The 14,768-nt window shown below is 66.1% G+C and carries 10 protein-coding genes; 5 read left to right on the top strand and 5 right to left on the bottom strand.

Annotated elements, in window-relative coordinates:
* Positions 1-83: 83 nt before the first annotated feature.
* Both ACF3NP_RS06320 and ACF3NP_RS06315 read left to right on the top strand, forming a co-directional pair.
* Positions 84-1,475, top strand: a complete 1,392-nt coding sequence (locus tag ACF3NP_RS06320; RefSeq protein ID WP_181889542.1) for a glyceraldehyde-3-phosphate dehydrogenase — start codon at positions 84-86, stop codon at positions 1,473-1,475.
* An 8-nt stretch (positions 1,476-1,483) separates the two neighbouring features.
* Entirely contained in the window at positions 1,484-1,924 is a 441-nt protein-coding gene (locus tag ACF3NP_RS06315; RefSeq protein WP_181888050.1) for a hypothetical protein, read from the top strand.
* Here ACF3NP_RS06315 and ACF3NP_RS06310 read toward each other — a convergent pair.
* Together ACF3NP_RS06310 and ACF3NP_RS06305 are read right to left on the bottom strand one after the other, a co-directional pair.
* A complete protein-coding gene (locus tag ACF3NP_RS06310) occupies positions 1,902-3,032 on the bottom strand; it encodes a glycosyltransferase family 4 protein (RefSeq protein ID WP_181888051.1) in 1,131 nt (376 codons plus the stop codon). The genes ACF3NP_RS06315 and ACF3NP_RS06310 overlap by 23 nt on opposite strands.
* Positions 3,033-4,229 carry an NAD-dependent epimerase/dehydratase family protein gene (locus ACF3NP_RS06305; RefSeq protein WP_181888052.1) on the bottom strand — a complete coding sequence of 399 codons (1,197 nt, stop codon included), beginning with the start codon at positions 4,227-4,229 and terminating at the stop codon, positions 3,033-3,035. It abuts the gene before it with no gap.
* Positions 4,230-4,408: 179 nt separating this feature from the next.
* On the opposite strand from ACF3NP_RS06305, the gene ACF3NP_RS06300 reads away from it, so the two are divergent.
* Positions 4,409-8,119, top strand: a complete 3,711-nt coding sequence (locus ACF3NP_RS06300) for a Rib/alpha-like domain-containing protein (RefSeq protein ID WP_392398478.1) — start codon at positions 4,409-4,411, stop codon at positions 8,117-8,119.
* 14 nt (positions 8,120-8,133) lie between these two features.
* Complete coding sequence (locus ACF3NP_RS06295) at positions 8,134-10,521, top strand: zinc metalloprotease (RefSeq protein ID WP_181888054.1); 2,388 nt, start codon at positions 8,134-8,136, stop codon at positions 10,519-10,521.
* On the opposite strand, the gene ACF3NP_RS06290 is transcribed toward ACF3NP_RS06295, so the two are convergent.
* Positions 10,518-11,315 (bottom strand): hypothetical protein, encoded by a 798-nt coding sequence (locus ACF3NP_RS06290; RefSeq protein ID WP_181888055.1) that lies wholly within the window; start codon positions 11,313-11,315, stop codon positions 10,518-10,520. The genes ACF3NP_RS06295 and ACF3NP_RS06290 overlap by 4 nt on opposite strands.
* Before the next feature lie 144 nt (positions 11,316-11,459).
* Between ACF3NP_RS06290 and ACF3NP_RS06285 the strand changes: the two genes are divergently transcribed.
* A complete protein-coding gene (locus tag ACF3NP_RS06285; RefSeq protein ID WP_181888056.1) occupies positions 11,460-11,819 on the top strand; it encodes a DUF2200 family protein in 360 nt (119 codons plus the stop codon).
* Here ACF3NP_RS06285 and ACF3NP_RS06280 read toward each other — a convergent pair.
* Both ACF3NP_RS06280 and ACF3NP_RS06275 read right to left on the bottom strand, forming a co-directional pair.
* Entirely contained in the window at positions 11,816-12,403 is a 588-nt protein-coding gene (locus tag ACF3NP_RS06280) for a TetR/AcrR family transcriptional regulator (RefSeq protein ID WP_181888057.1), read from the bottom strand. The genes ACF3NP_RS06285 and ACF3NP_RS06280 overlap by 4 nt on opposite strands.
* Positions 12,404-12,405: 2 nt before the next feature.
* Entirely contained in the window at positions 12,406-14,763 is a 2,358-nt protein-coding gene (locus tag ACF3NP_RS06275) for an MMPL family transporter (protein ID WP_181888058.1), read from the bottom strand.
* Positions 14,764-14,768: the final 5 nt, after the last annotated feature.

Below are 14,768 nucleotides of genomic sequence, written 5' to 3'. Positions count from 1 at the left end.
TCCCACATGCAAAAGGAGCGACGTTGACCGAAACGACCAACCCCCGCGACGACTGGAACCACAAGCTCACCCTCGCGCAGGAGATGCTGCCGCTGATCAGCCGCCTGCACCGCGAGCACAACGCGGCGACCTCGGTCTACGGCCGCCTGCTGGTGGGTGTCACCGACATCGACATCATTAAGGCGCACCGCTACGCGCGCCGCATCGACGAAAAGGAGCTCGCGCTCGACGAGACGCTGCCGATCCTGCGCGAGCTCGTGGAGATGGACCTCGGCACCGCCTCCATCGACCTGGGCCGCCTGGCCAAGGAGTACAAGCACTCCGACGAGAAGGACCTGCGCTCCTTCCTCGACCGTGAGCTCGCCGACGTCATCGGCACCTCCTCCGAGCTCGAGGCCCGCGACGTCGTGCTCTACGGCTTCGGCCGCATCGGCCGCCTGCTCGCCCGCATCCTCATTGCCCGCGAGGCGATGTACGGCGGCGTGCGCCTGCGCGCGGTGGTGGTGCGCAAGAAGGGCGACATCGACATCATCAAGCGCGCGTCGCTTCTGCGCCGCGACTCCGTGCACGGCCCGTTCAACGGCACCATCACCGTGGACGAGGAGAAGGAAATCATCTGGGCCAACGGCACCCCGATCCAAATGATCTACGCTAACGACCCGGCAGAGATCGACTACACCGCCTACGGCATCGACAACGCCATCGTGGTGGACAACACCGGCGCATGGCGCGACCGCGACGGCCTGTCCAAGCACCTCGAGTCTAAGGGCGTGGATCGCGTCTTGCTCACCGCGCCGGGCAAGGGCGACATCCCGAACATCGTCTACGGCATCAACGAGGACATGATCGGCGAGGAGCGCGTCCTGTCCGCCGCGTCCTGCACCACCAACGGCATCACCCCGGTGCTGAAGGTGATCAACGACCGCTACGGCGTCAAGCACGGCCACGTCGAGACCGTCCACTCCTACACCAACGACCAGAACCTCGCGGACAACTTCCACAAGGGCAACCGCCGCGGCCGCGCCGCCGGTTTGAACATGGTGCTCACCGAGACCGGTGCCGCCAAGGCCGTGTCCAAGGCGCTTCCGGAGTTCGAGGGCAAGCTCACCGGCAACGCCATCCGCGTGCCCACCCCGGACGTGTCCATGGCCGTGCTGAACCTGGACCTGGAAAAGGACGTGGAGAAGGACGAGGTGAACAACTTCCTGCGCCGCGTGTCCACCCACTCCAACCTGCGTCAGCAGATCGACTACATCAACTCCCCGGAGGTCGTCTCCACCGATCTGCTCGGCACCACCCACGCGTCTGTGGTGGACGGCCTGGCCACCATCGCCTCCGGCAACCACCTCGTGCTCTACGTCTGGTACGACAACGAGTACGGCTACTCCCACCAGGTGGTCCGCGTCGTCGAGGACATCGCGGGCGTGCGTCCGCGCGTGTTCCCGGAGCGCAAGGACCCGGCTGAGATCCAGTAACTAGCATCATGTACCGCAAAATCGCAGCCCTAGCCAGCTTGTTCGCGCTGGCCGGCTGCGGCGCGCATGGCACCGAGCTGGGGCTTGAAGACGCCGCGCTGGCTGGCGACTTCACCGTCGCGGACGTGGCAGGGCCGGACGTGGAGCGGGCCTACGTGTTCTGCCCGTACACGGACAAGGCCGAAGCGCAGCGCCTCGGCTTCGACTCGGACAGCGTGCCCGGCATCGACGACAGCTCCCAGGCCTGGGAGACCGCCTCCGGCATCGGCGTGATCGCCGGGGGCCGCGCGGAGATCGAGTGGTTTGACCCGCGCGCGGTCGACGCCTGCGGGCCGGGGGTGGAGCCGTACCAGGAGATCGACCCGGCGGCGCCGGTGCACACGGCGACGGAATCCCGCGAGTTCGCGGACGGCGAGACCGCCGAGGTCACCGTCCTGCGGTTCGAATAACCTCGTCGTAGTAGCCCAGCACCGTCTCGGTGGAGGCGCGCCACGTCCAGCGCTCGGCCTCGGTGCGCCCGGCGGCGGACATGCGCTCGCGCAGCTGCGGCTGCGCCAAAATACGCTCGATCGGGTCGGCCCACGCTGTGTCGGGAGCCTCCGGGTCAACCAGCACGCCGGTTTCACCGTCCGCCACCACAAACGGCAGCCCGCCAGCCTTCGCCGCCACCACCGGCACGCCCGATGCGAACGCCTCCAACGCGGCAAAACCCAACGTCTCCGTGGTGGAGGGAAACAGCAGCACATCGCCGGATGCGTAGGCTGCGCTCAGGTCCGCGCCGGACAAGTATCCGGTGAAGGTGGCCCAGGCGGGCGGGTTGGCGCGGAGCTCGTCGTAAAGCGGGCCCTCGCCCACAAACGCCAGGCGCGCGTTCGGGATGCGCTTGCGCACCTCTTCGACGATGGGGATACAGCGGTCCACGGATTTCTCCGCCGAGATGCGGCCGACGAAGATGACCAGGGGGTCGTCCGGATGGCCGTCGGAAAGCACACTGCGCATCTCGCGGGTGCGCGCGGCGGGGGTGAAGCTTGCCGTATCCACCGCCTTCGGCCACAGCCGCACGTTGGAAATGCCGTAGTCGGCCGCCTTGTCCATCATCGGGCCCGAGGTGACCAGGTTCAGCCCCGCGCGGCCGTGGAAGGTGCGCAGCCCCCACTCGGCGATCGGCTTCACCCACGGAATCCCCAGCTTGAGGCAGTACTCCGGCACGTCCGTGTGAAACGACGCGATGACCGGGAAGCGGCGCGCCACCACCAGCGTGGACCAGCCCGCAGTCCAAATTGGGTTCACCGCGTGCACGATGTCCGGGTTGAACTCGCGAAGCCGCCGGTAGGTTTTCGGACCCAGCATGCCGTGCTTGACCTCCGGGTACACTTTCAGGCTGTGCGAGCGGATCGGCACCACCTCGAAGCCCGCGTACTCGGCGGGCGGGTTGCCGGGCGCGAGGATGAGTACTTCGTGGCCCAGCTCGGCCAGTTGGTCCAGGTGTCGGGTGGTGCGGGTGACCACGCCGTCGATTTTGGGCAGGAAAACCTCGGTGAGTAGCGCGATGCGCATCTACTTCTCGCCCTGCGGCACGCCGGCGGACTGCGCGGCGGTCCACAGCGAGCGCGCCGGGATCTTCGAGCGGTCCGCGCGGTCAGCGTACTTCTTCGCCACCTCCTCGACCTCCACGAGCAGGCCTTCTTCCAGCTTCGTCGGCTCCAACCCCAGGTCTAGGAATGCGTCGTTGACCACGTGGAGTTCGTTTTCGGCGGATTCCTTGCGCGGGTTCGGCACCATCTGCACCTCCGCGTTCGCAATCTTTGCGACGAGCTCCGCCAAATCCCGCACCCTGTGCGTCTCCGTCATCTGGTTGAAAATCTTCACGCGCTCACCGCGCGCCGGCGGGTTCTCCACCGCCAGCTGAATGCAGCGCGCCATGTCGCGGATGTGGATGAACGCACGCGTCTGCCCGCCGGTGCCGTGCACGGTCAGCGGGTAGCCGATCGCTGCCTGCATGAGGAAGCGGTTGAGCACGGTGCCGTAGTCGCCGTCGTAGTCGAAGCGGTTGATCAGGCGCTCGTCGCGAAGCGTCTGCGGGGTGTGGGTGCCCCAGATGATGCCCTGGTGCAGGTCCGTGATCCGCAGCTCGTCGTTCTTGGCGTAGTAGGCGAACAGGTGCTGGTCCAGCACCTTGGTCATGTGGTAGACCGAGCCCGGGTTCGTCGGGTAGAGGATCTGCTGCTCCACAATGCCGTTGTCGCCCGTGTCCACCTGCACGTCCAGGTAGCCCTCCGGGATTTTCATGCCGGCGGTGCCGTAGCCGTACACACCCATGGTGCCCAAGTGCACGACGTGGATGTCCTGACCGGATTCCACGATCGCGGCGAGCAGGTTGTGGGTGGCGTTGACGTTGTTGTCCACGGTGTAACGCTTGTTGCGCGAGGACTTCATGGAGTACGGCGCGGCGCGCTGCTCGGCGAAGTGGATCACGGTGTCCGGCTGGAATTCCTTCAGGAACGCCAACAGTGCGTCGTAGTCGTGGGCGACGTCAATGTTTTCGAAGTCGATCTGCTTGCCGGAGGCTTCCAGCCACGCGGCCAGGCGCTCGTCGATAGTCGCGATCGGCGTCAGCGACTCCGCGCCGAGCTCGCCGTCGATGCGGCGGCGCGACAGGTTGTCCACGATCGTGACCTCGTGCCCGAGGTCTGAAAGGTGCAGGGACGCGGGCCAGCCACAGAATCCGTCGCCGCCCAGAACTGCAATTTTCACTAATTCTCGCCTTTCTTTACGCACATTTCCGCACACGTTACCGCTGTCCGGGAACCTTTGCTGGGCGAACCCGAGTGCCCGCACCCCCGGCGCATTTTAATTTGGGAAGGGCATACAAATAAGTGGTAGCGTTCCCTGTGTTTTAGCGGTGTCGAAGCATTGAAAAAGTTGGGAGCAGCATGTCCCGTCAGCTCAGTTCTGATCGTGCGCACGTCAAGCGCATTACCGCGGCGGCGACGGTGCTGGCGCTCGCCGGCGGGGCCGCCACGGTGCCGCTCGGCCCGGCGCTCCCGGTGGCGCACGCGCAGGTCGCCCCGGTTCCGCAGGAGGGCCTGAGCCACGGCGCGGTGCGCCAGACGTTCGGGGTGAACCCGGACTGGGAGGCCTCGGTCTTCTTCTCCGACGCGATGACGGTGGGCACCGTCGCGGTGGACTTCGTGCCGCAGAAAACAGGCCAGAGTGCCTTGGAGCGACCCGAGCAGGCACCGAAGGACGACCCGGTGTTCAACGTCATCCCGGAGACGGCGACGTACACGGTGAAGCACTACAAGCAGGTCAACCGTAGGACCGTCGAGGCCGCAACGTACGAAGTGACCGGCCGCAGGAGCCAGGCCGAAACACCGAGCGGCAACTGGGCCATCCGCATCGCGTACGACTTGCCGGACGTCGCCGTCGAAAAGAACGACCGCCTCGCCCTGTTCGCCACCGGCATGGGGGCGAAGTACCCGAAGCCGCTCGCTGGCGGCGACATCCGCTTCACCATGCCACGCATCAACTCCGGGTTCGGCGGCACAATCCGGGTGCACAACCCCGATGCCGAGAAGGTGGAGACGCCGAAGCTGCTGCTGCAGCAAGGCACGACGACCACCGACGTGCCGGTTGCCGAGGACGGCACCTACGAACTGACCATCAACGGCGCGTCGGGCACCTACACCGCCAAGGTGGTTCCGCCGGCAGGTTTCGCCTCGCCGGAGCCGAGGACGTGGGATGTAGCCAGCGGCGCGCCGGACCGCGACTTCGATGTCTACCCGATCACTGTGAGTGGCAGGCTTCTCGACGCCTCCGGTGACCCCGTGCAAGGCGCCACCGTGGCGATCGCCGGCCGCAACGCCATCACGGATCAGGACGGCAACTTCACCGTGACCAAGGTCCCGGTGGGCACGTACGACTTGGTGTTCGGCGGGACCACAACAACCGAGACGAAAACGGTCAAAGGTGTTGTGGTGAGCGACCAGCGCGACAACTGGATCGGCGAGCAGCGGGTCAATGAAAAGCCGCAGTTCGGCACCGTGTCCGGCAAGGTGGTGGACCCGTCAGGCAAAGGTGTCGCGAAGGTGACGGTGACGGCTGGTGGGAAGTCTGCGACGACCTCTGCCGACGGCACCTACTCGATCGCTGGGGTGCCGGCTGGTTCGGTGACGGTCGAGGTAGATGCCCGCACGGTTCCGAGCGGCTATTCCGTGTCTGCCGCGCAGCAGAAGGAGCTGACGACAGCTGGCCTGTCCGGCGTGGACTTCAAAACCACACGTGACACGGGCACCGTGTCCGGCAAGGTGGTCGACCCGTCAGGCAAAGGTGTCGCGAATGTGACGGTGCAGGCAGGAAGCGAGTCGGCTCAAACCTCTGCGGACGGCACCTACTCGATTCCTGGGGTGCCGACCGGTTTGACCACCATCAAGGTCACCGTGGTACCAACCAAGTACCTCATTCCCGCGGCGCGACAGGAAAACGTGGCGGTCGGCGGTGTTTCGGGCGTGAATTTCCCACTCGCGCTGAAGCCGACGCCGACGCCGAAACCGACGTCCACAACACCGAAACCGACCACGTCGAAACCGACCACGTCGAAACCAACCCCGTCGCCCACCACGCCGAAGCTGACGACCGCGAAGCCGAAGCCGACCACGCCCAAGCCGTCGCCGACGACATCAAAACCAACGCCGACGCCCACACCCACGACGACGGCCCCGAAACCGACGCCGAAACCAACCCCCACTCCAACCCCGAAACCGACGACGACTCAGCCGCCGGCGCCGACGGTCGGCTCCGTGTCCGGCAAGGTCACTGACGCTGCCGGCAAGGTGGTGCCGGGCGCGACTGTGACGGCTCGCGACGCAGATGGCAAGGAGTACACCGTCCAAGTCGCCAAGGACGGGACTTTCCAGCTCAACAACCTGCCGCCGGGAAACTACACCGTCACCGTCGGCGTGCCTAAAGGCCACGTTGCGCCGCCGCCCGCCAACGTGACGGTGAAGGCGGGGCAGACCGTCAGGCTGCCCGGGTTCGTGGTCAACCCTGAAAAGCCGAAGGCGCGGTTCGATTGGGACCGTGTGGTGGTCAAGCCCGGTGAAACCCAGGTCAGCGCGCCGAAGCGTTCCGGCGACACCACTTCCGCACCGAGTTTCCGCACGACCGGTGTCACAAAGGTCAGCCCCGACGGCAAGACCACACAGATCCCCGCCGAGGACCGCTGGATTTCGGTGGAGAAGGACGGGACGGTCGTCGCCCGCCCGCCGCGCAACGCCGCGCCGGGCGAGTACCGCGTGGAGGCCAAGGACGCCGCGGGTCAGACGCATACCATCACCGTCGAGGTGGCGCAGCCTGCGCCGATGGCGAAGCAGCACGAGGTGCGGTTCCCGCTGATCCCGGTGCCGGCGGGGTCGACCCGCCAGGCAGGCCGCCCGCGCGCGCGAGTCACTGACGGCCCATTCGTCTACCAAGACCGCCGCGTTCCTGAGGGCGCGCGTTTCGACGTCGACCCGGCGTTCGCCAGCTGGGTGCGCGCTGACGACAACGGCCGTCTCACGTTCACCCCGCCGCGAGACGCCAAGCCCGGCATCCGCACGATCCCGGTGAAGGTGACTTTCCCCGACAACTCCGCCCGCACCTACAACGCGGAGGTGGAGATCGGGGATCCGCTGCTCGCCCTGACCACCGAGCTCGGCTACGAGGAGGGCCTGTCCGTGCGCCCCGGCGAGGGCGTCACCGTGCTGCGCACCGGTGCCACCGCGCTGCCGGAGGGCACGACCTTCAAGGTCGACCGTTCCACGCCGCTGGACGGCTGGGTCGCGATGGTGGACGCGCACTCCGGGGATCTGCGCTTGTTCGCCCCGAAGCAGGGCAGTGACGTGGAGGTTCCGGTGATCGCGTACTTCGCGGACGGGTCGTCGACAGAGCTCACCGCGGGCGTTCGCTTATCGACGAGCTCCGCCCTATCCAACAAACATTCCCCCTCGTACGCCGACGTTTCCGCCGCCCCCGGCGGGACCGCGACGGTGGGGCTGACCGGTTCCGTGCCGTCTGGCACCACGTTCGTGGTCGTGGATGGTGGGGGACTGCGCAACGTGGACGTCGATAGGCAAACTGGCTCGCTGAAGATCCAGCTGGCCCCGGACGCGCAGCGCGACACCCCGTACACGGTGACGGTGCGCGTGCGCTACGCCGACGGCAGCACCGAGGAGATCGCCGCGAAGGTCACGGCCGTCTCGGACGCGGTGCGGTTTAGCCCGCAGGTCGCCGGCGGCGATGGCGCGTCGGTGCGCACCGGCCTGCCGCGCGGCGCGAAACTCGTCGACTTCGACCACACCGGGTGGGATGTCGCCTTCGACTCCGCCACCGGCGAGCTGACCGCAACGCCGAACAGCGACGTGCCCGCGGGCACCGTGCTGAAGGTGCCGGTCAAGGCGACATTCCCGGACGGCTCCACGAAGATTGTGGAGTACCCGGTCACGGCCACCGCCGCGCCGGAAACGAAGCCGCAGCAGGGCTCGTCGGCATCCGCCGGGTGGATCGCGGTGGTCCTCGGCGCGCTGGTGGCCATCGCGGGCGTCGGCTACGCGGCGTTTCTCAACCAAGACGCCATCAGGGCGCAACTGAAGCAGTTCGGATTCTAGAAAGGGACACCGGCATGAACGTAATGAAGAAAACGATGGCAGTGTCCCTCTGCGCTGCCCTGGCCGTCACCGCGGCACCTGTGGCGGACGCGAAAGTCACGCTCGGCGCCACCCAGCCGGACGCGACCGTGAACCACTCGAACGCCTCCACGCCGTTCATCAACGGCTACATCACCCCGCGCGGTGAGGGCCGGTTCGACTACTCGCACCCTGCGTCGCAGGCAGACAACCACCAGTTCGACACCTCCATGGCAGTCCGCGCAGGCGGAGCCCTGGTGGACCCCGGCCTGCACGCCAAGCCGGAGGTGACCACCGAGGGCTCCGCCGACGTGCTCACTTACACCCAGCAGCACAACAACTTCCTCATCACCCGCACCTACCGCATCGACGGCGGACGCGTCGACGCCACCGTGACCGTGAAAAACACCGGCCGAGCGAACGGCGAAGTGGGCATCGACCTGGCCAACGCCCTGCCGTCGTCCGCGGGTATCACGGCGAAGCGCAACGGCAGCCGCGTGACCGTCCAGCCGAAGTCCGGCGGCTACATCACCGACGTGCGCTTCACCGCGCCGGACGCGGTAGCGACGGGCGAAACCAAAGCGGCGGCACTCGCGGGAGCGAACAACGGTGCCCAGCACCAGGCCGCGAGGTGGGAGCGCACGGTGGCCCCGGGGGCGTCGATAAGCGCGGGCATGTCTGTGAGCATCACAACCCAAGATTCGGCGCTGGACAGCGACGGCGACGGGCTGCGCGACTCCTGGGAAGCCGAGGGGCTCAGGCTTGCCGACGGCACGTACCTGCCCATCCAACGCTGGGGCGCAGACCCCGACCGCAAAGACCTGTTCCTGCAGGTCAACTGGATGAAATCCGAGTGGGAGACCATCGGCTGCGACCGCACCGAACGCTTCGCCGCCACCCTGGAAGATTTCGCCGAATTCGCCGCCTGCGCCACCGCGAACACGAAGAGCTACGCACCGAACCCGTCGCTGCTCAAAGAACTGGAAGACCTCTTCGACGACCACGGCATCAACCTCCACATCGACGCGGGCAAGTCCTACGTCAGCGAATCCATGGCAAGCATGACCGCCGCCGAACGCAAAGGCGGCGACACGGAGCCGTACACCGCCGAATACTTCGGCGGGCTCGACGACGACGGACGCACCGCCAAGCTGGAAGAGCAGGCAGACAGACTCCTCGGCGCGCGCCGGTCGGTGTTCCGCTCGGCGCTCATCGGCACCCGCTTCGACGAGAGCGACAAGAAGAACGTCACCGGCCTCGGCCAGGTCAACGGATCCACCTTCTTCATCTCCGGGGACGTGACCAACAGCGACGAGCTGTTGCGCAACACCATCCTCCACGAGTTCGGCCACACGCTGGGCCTTATGCACTGGGGGCGTGAAACCCGCGGCAATACCGCCCAGCGCCCAGTGCGCTTCGTGGACACCAAAGACCCGTCGATGGAGTTCGACCGCCCCGGCTACGACTGGCTGGGCGCCTACAAGTCCACCATGAGCTACGCCCACCAGTTCTCCACGTTCGGATTCTCCGACCAGGAAGTGCGCACCACCGAGGCGATCCCCAACGCCGAGGACAAGTCCCGCTACAAGCCCAAGGACGACAACTTCAACTACGCCATCCCGTCGGATTGGGACAACCTGCTGTTCAAAACCGAGTTCATCGGCAAGGGCGTGCACGACTACGACCACACCGCCGACGCCCCCGAGGTCCTCGCGGACGAGGAACGCGCCGTGGTCGACGAGCTGATCTCCGCAGCCGCCGCCACCGGCAATAACGACGGCAAGGTCGGCTTCAGCCTCGCCCGCAACCTGAACAACGACAACGGCATCATCACCCAGGCCGACACCAACATCATCAAGGGCGAGCTGCGCAACCTCGGCTCCACCGACGACACGTTCACCGTCGTCGCGGACTACGGCGTCGGCGAGTTCAGAGGCAACTACTTCGCCAAAGGCGACTCGAACTACATCACGCCCGTGGACATCGAAGTCTCCCCGGCTGCGTTCATCGACAACCCGGTCGTGCCGCTGCACATCACCGTGTCCAACTCCGAGGGCGCCCGGGTCTTCGACGACACGTTCAACGTCTCCGCGCTCGAATACTCCCGCGCCGAGATGGACAAGGTGCTCAAGGAGGTCCTCGCCTCCAACGCGGACGAGAAACTGAAGGCGTTCGCCCGCAACCGCCTCAAGGCCGCTCCGTCCGAGACCCCGACTACCACCGCGAAGCCGGCGCAGGTGCCGGGGAAGGCGGAGCCGTCGCCAAGCGAGAAGCCCTCCGGCAGCTCCGAGTCGCCGCTGGGGATCATCATCGGTGTGCTGCTGGGCCTCGTCGGCCTGGGCGCGGCCGGGTTCGGTTGGGCGCACAGCCAAGGTCTGATCTAGGACGCGCGCTCGCCCCACCACTGCTCGAGGTACTCCAGCGCCTGGTCGATGGCGTGGTGGGTGTCCACCGCCTCCATCGACGGCAGGCCCTCGGAGCGGAACTGCGGTCCCAGGTCCTTGAACGGGCTGATCGTGCGCTCTTCGCGCATGGCCGTGTGGATGGACTCCAGGATGTCGTTGAGCCTGCGCGCCACGATTTTCTTCTGTGCGCGGTTGAAGGTGGGTGGGGCGAACGGGTTGTCGTCGATGAGCATGTGCCCTGAAAGCTTGCCCACGCGCGGGTCGAACGCGAATACCGCGACCGGGAACGTGAAATCGGCGTTCATGTTTGGGCGGAACTCGATGCAAAACGTGGTGTAGAGCGCGTTGTCCTGCGAGTCCTGCAGCATCGCCACCGTGGCGGTAGTCATGTCCTCCGCCTGGAACGACGCGCGGCGCTTCAGCGCGAACGCGGGGTCTTGCGGGTCCACGATTTTCACGGTCTTGTCGTCGAGCGCGACGAGGATGCGGCCGAGCTCGGCGACCACGTTCGCGGCGTCTTCGGGCGAGTACCACTCGGGCGCCTGCGGGCTGCCGGGCTGCAGCATCGCCAGTTCAACCTCGTGGGAGTCGATGTCGTGCACGATCACGGCGACGCGCAGGCCGGTGTCGATGACGTAGTCGGCGTCTAAGTGGCGGGCGATGTCTTCGTCGAAGTACGGGTCGTCCTGCTCGAGCCCGAGGCCGTCGGCGAGGTCCGCAGCCTCTTCGTCGTAGGTGTCCAGGTAGTACAGCTCGTAGGTATCAAATCGCATGGGTCCCCCCTAGGTTTCATGCGGCAGCCCCCTGCTGCCGCCTATCGATGACACTAAAGTCCGCCACCTGCCCGCGCAAGAGATCCCGTGCTCATGAAAATGCGCACTGGCGATGGAACCGGTGCGAGCAATATGGTTGCGCGTATGGATGAGCAAGCGAAGTTGGAGCGGGTCTATAGCTACCCGTTCGGCGACATTTACCGCAACTACCTGGCCAAAGTGGAGCGAAAGGGCCACAGCCGCGACGAGCTGGATGACGTGCTCTGCTGGTTCACCGGGCTTGCGCCAGGCGAGCTGAAGGCGGCGGCGGAGTCGGATAAGACGCTGCGTGACTTCTTCGACGCGACCACGCTCAACGCGAACGCCGAGTTGATCACCGGGAAGGTGTGTGGCGTGCGCGTCGAGGAGGTCGAGCAGGAGCTCATGCGCAAGATCCGCCAGATGGACCTGCTTGTCGACGAGCTGGCCCGCGGCAAGAAGGTCACCAGCATCAAGCGCGGCTAGCGCATGTCGCGCAGCACCTCGAATGCGCGTCGGACCAGCGCGCGGCCGTGGTCAGGTGTGCGCGGCTCCGGCTGCATCAGGTAGTGCTTCACCGCGGTGGCGCCGGCGATGCCGTAGGCGTTGAGGAGCACTTCGGCATCGAACTGCGTGGCGCCAGGGGTCCGGGCCCGGATACACGCGACGAGCGGCTCCGCCATCTCCCGCATGGTCTCCTCCGCGGGTGGGGTGCTGGACTCAGCCCGGGCACGGTCGCTGAGAAGGACCAGGGTGGAGGCGGAGTAGAGCTCAAATCCGTCCTCCTCGAGTGCGTCGGTGATGATCGCCTCGACGGCTTCGGCAGCTGAGAGTTGCTCCGGCAGAGCCACGATCTGCTCGGCGATGGTAGCGAATACTTTGCGCAGGAACTCCTCCAGCGCTTCGTCGATGTCTGCGAAATAATTGTGGAAGGTCCGCGGGGACACGCCCGCACGCTCGGAGACCCGCACGACCGTTGCGGCGGCCGTGCCTTCTTCCAGCACCAGCGCCGCGGTCGCCTCCGAGATGGCGCGCCGAGTCGCGGCCTTCTTCTCCTCGAGCAGACTCATAGCTACACCGTAACCGGCTCAGCGCTCGGAGTTTCCTTGTTGTGCAGCTTCTCGCCCTCGATATCCAGATTCGGCAGCGCCTTGTCCAGCCAGCCGGGGATCTTCCAGGCGCGATTGTCCAGAATGTACATCGTGGCCGGGATCAGGGTCATGCGGACCACGAAGGCGTCGATAAGCACACCCGCGGCGAGCGCGAAGCCCATGGCCTTGATGAACGGCTCGTCGATGAGCACGAACGCCGCGAACACCGAGATCATGATCAGCGCGGCTGCGGTGACCACGCGCGCGCCGTGCTTGTATCCGTTGGCCACCGCGTTGCCGGCGGTCTTGCCGCGGGAGACGTAACCCTCGCGCATGCGGGTGACCAGGAAGACTTGGTAGTCCATGGCCAAGCCGAAGGTCAGGCCGATGAGCATGATGGGCAGGAAGGACAGCAACGGCTGCGGGTCCTCGATGAGCCCGAACATGCCTTCCTGGAAGATGGCGACGGTCACGCCGAATGTTGCGGCCATGGACAGGCCGAAGCCGAGCGCGGCGATCAGCGGGACCCAGATAGAACGGAACACCAGCATCAGCACGATGAACGCAAGCCCCAGGACGATGGCGATGTAGGGCACCAGCACGTCGGAAAGCATCTGCGAGATGTCGTCGAAGATCGGAGTGATGCCGGTGATGCCGAACGTGGCGCCGGTTTCCTCCTCGAATGGCTGCTTGAACTTGCGCAGGCGCTCCAAGGTGTCGGTCGTGGCCTGGTCGGTCGCGCCCGAGTCCGGCGTGATCAGGATTTGGGCGGCGTCGAAGTTGTCCGTGGTTTGCACGATCTGCGCGTTGACTACGCCTTCGGTACCGGAGAAATCCTGTAGGAGCGTCTGGTAGGCGCCCATGCGGTCCTGCTCAGCGACGTCGGCGGTGTCCACGTACGCGATCATGGGGGCGTTGCGGCCGTGGCCGAAGGCGTCGTCGATAAGCTCGTACGCTTCGCGCTGCGGGGAGCCGAGCTTCGCGGTGCCGTCGGTCGGCATGGCCAGGCGCAGGTTGGCGGCGGGGATAGCGAGGATGCTCAGCAGCAGCACACCGGCGATGAGGTTCAGCCAGGGGCGCTTACGGATCTGGCGGGCCCAGAGCAGGCCCATGGTCGGTTTTTCGTCCTCCGGGTCCGGCACCTTCGGGCCGGGGATGCGGATTGCGAACGCGCGGGTGCCCAAAAGACCGAGCAGCGACGGCAGGAACGTCAGCGCCACAAGGACCGCGATGGCGACGGTGGCCGCGGCGGCCAGCGCCATCGTGGTGAGGAACGGGATGCGGATGATCGACAAGGCGGCCAACGCGATGAGCACCGTCGTGCCCGCGAAGACGACGGAACCGCCCGCGGTGCCCAGCGCCATACCCATGGCGTGAGCGCGCTGGTCCTTGGGCATTTTCTTCAGCTCTTGCGCCAACTCCTTTGGCGACAAGTCGTTGAGGCCAGAGGACGAGATCAGCTCGTTGCGAAAGCGCGCGACGATGAACAGGGAGTAGTCGATGCCCACGGCAAGTCCGATCATGGACGCCAGCGTCGGAGTCATGTCGGAGATCGAGTCGGTGAACAGGGTGCCCAGCTGCACGCCGAGGATGCCCACGCCCACGCCAATGACAGCGGCGATCAGCGGCAGGCCGGCGGCTACCAGGGAGCCGAAGGTGACGAGCAGCACGATCGCGGCGACCGCCATGCCGATCAGCTCGGAGGTGCCGTCCATCTCGCCGGCGCCGCTGAACGCGTTGCCGTTGTACTTGACGGTGAGAGCGGAGTCGTCGTAACGCTCGAGAATGCTTTTGACCTCATCGAGGGTCTCAGGCGGGATATCCATGATGTTGTCGTCGGTGAACGTGACGCTCACGGTGCCGGTGGTTTCGTCCGGGCTCAGTGGCGACAGCGCGGCGAGGTCCGCCTCAATTTGCTCCTGGGGCATACCCTGGGCCGCCTTAGCTTCGCTCATCTGCTTGGCCATGCCGCCGGCGGCGAGGACCGGGTTGACAATCGCGTCTGGCTCGCGGAAATAGCCGGTGGCCTTGAGCTCGTCGAGCATTGCGTCGACCTCGGCCATCACCTCCGGGTCCTTAAGCGTCTTGCCTTCCGGCGCCTTGACCACGACGGTGCCGGAGGGCACGCTCATCGCGTCCTCGTCGGTGCCGAAGCGCTCGTTCATCTCCTCTTGCGTGACGGTGGAGTCCATGTCAGGCATGGAAAATGTCGGGCTGGGGGATTTTGCAAAGTTCACGGCGCCGAAGCCGAGGGCGCCCAAAAGGATCAGCCAAACGGCCAAAAACGGCCAGGCTTTTTTGTACGACCAGCTGCCGAGCCGGTAGAGGAATTCAGACATGTTGC

Source organism: Corynebacterium lehmanniae (assembly GCF_043161975.1).
Lineage (GTDB): Bacteria > Actinomycetota > Actinomycetes > Mycobacteriales > Mycobacteriaceae > Corynebacterium > Corynebacterium lehmanniae.
Note: the sequence above shows the minus strand (reverse complement) of the source record. Positions and strands in the feature narration are given on the sequence as shown.

What these genes read in the sequence shown, in the direction of transcription:
- ACF3NP_RS06320 (WP_181889542.1), top strand. Translation starts at nt 84, where the DNA reads ATGCTGCCGCTGATCAGCCGCCTGCACCGCGAGCACAACGCGGCGACC.
- ACF3NP_RS06315 (WP_181888050.1), top strand. Translation starts at nt 1,484, where the DNA reads ATGTACCGCAAAATCGCAGCCCTAGCCAGCTTGTTCGCGCTGGCCGGC.
- ACF3NP_RS06310 (WP_181888051.1), bottom strand. Translation starts at nt 3,032, where the DNA reads ATGCGCATCGCGCTACTCACCGAGGTTTTCCTGCCCAAAATCGACGGC.
- ACF3NP_RS06300 (WP_392398478.1), top strand. Translation starts at nt 4,409, where the DNA reads ATGTCCCGTCAGCTCAGTTCTGATCGTGCGCACGTCAAGCGCATTACC.
- ACF3NP_RS06295 (WP_181888054.1), top strand. Translation starts at nt 8,134, where the DNA reads ATGAACGTAATGAAGAAAACGATGGCAGTGTCCCTCTGCGCTGCCCTG.
- ACF3NP_RS06290 (WP_181888055.1), bottom strand. Translation starts at nt 11,315, where the DNA reads ATGCGATTTGATACCTACGAGCTGTACTACCTGGACACCTACGACGAA.
- ACF3NP_RS06285 (WP_181888056.1), top strand. Translation starts at nt 11,460, where the DNA reads ATGGATGAGCAAGCGAAGTTGGAGCGGGTCTATAGCTACCCGTTCGGC.
- ACF3NP_RS06280 (WP_181888057.1), bottom strand. Translation starts at nt 12,403, where the DNA reads ATGAGTCTGCTCGAGGAGAAGAAGGCCGCGACTCGGCGCGCCATCTCG.
- ACF3NP_RS06275 (WP_181888058.1), bottom strand. Translation starts at nt 14,763, where the DNA reads ATGTCTGAATTCCTCTACCGGCTCGGCAGCTGGTCGTACAAAAAAGCC.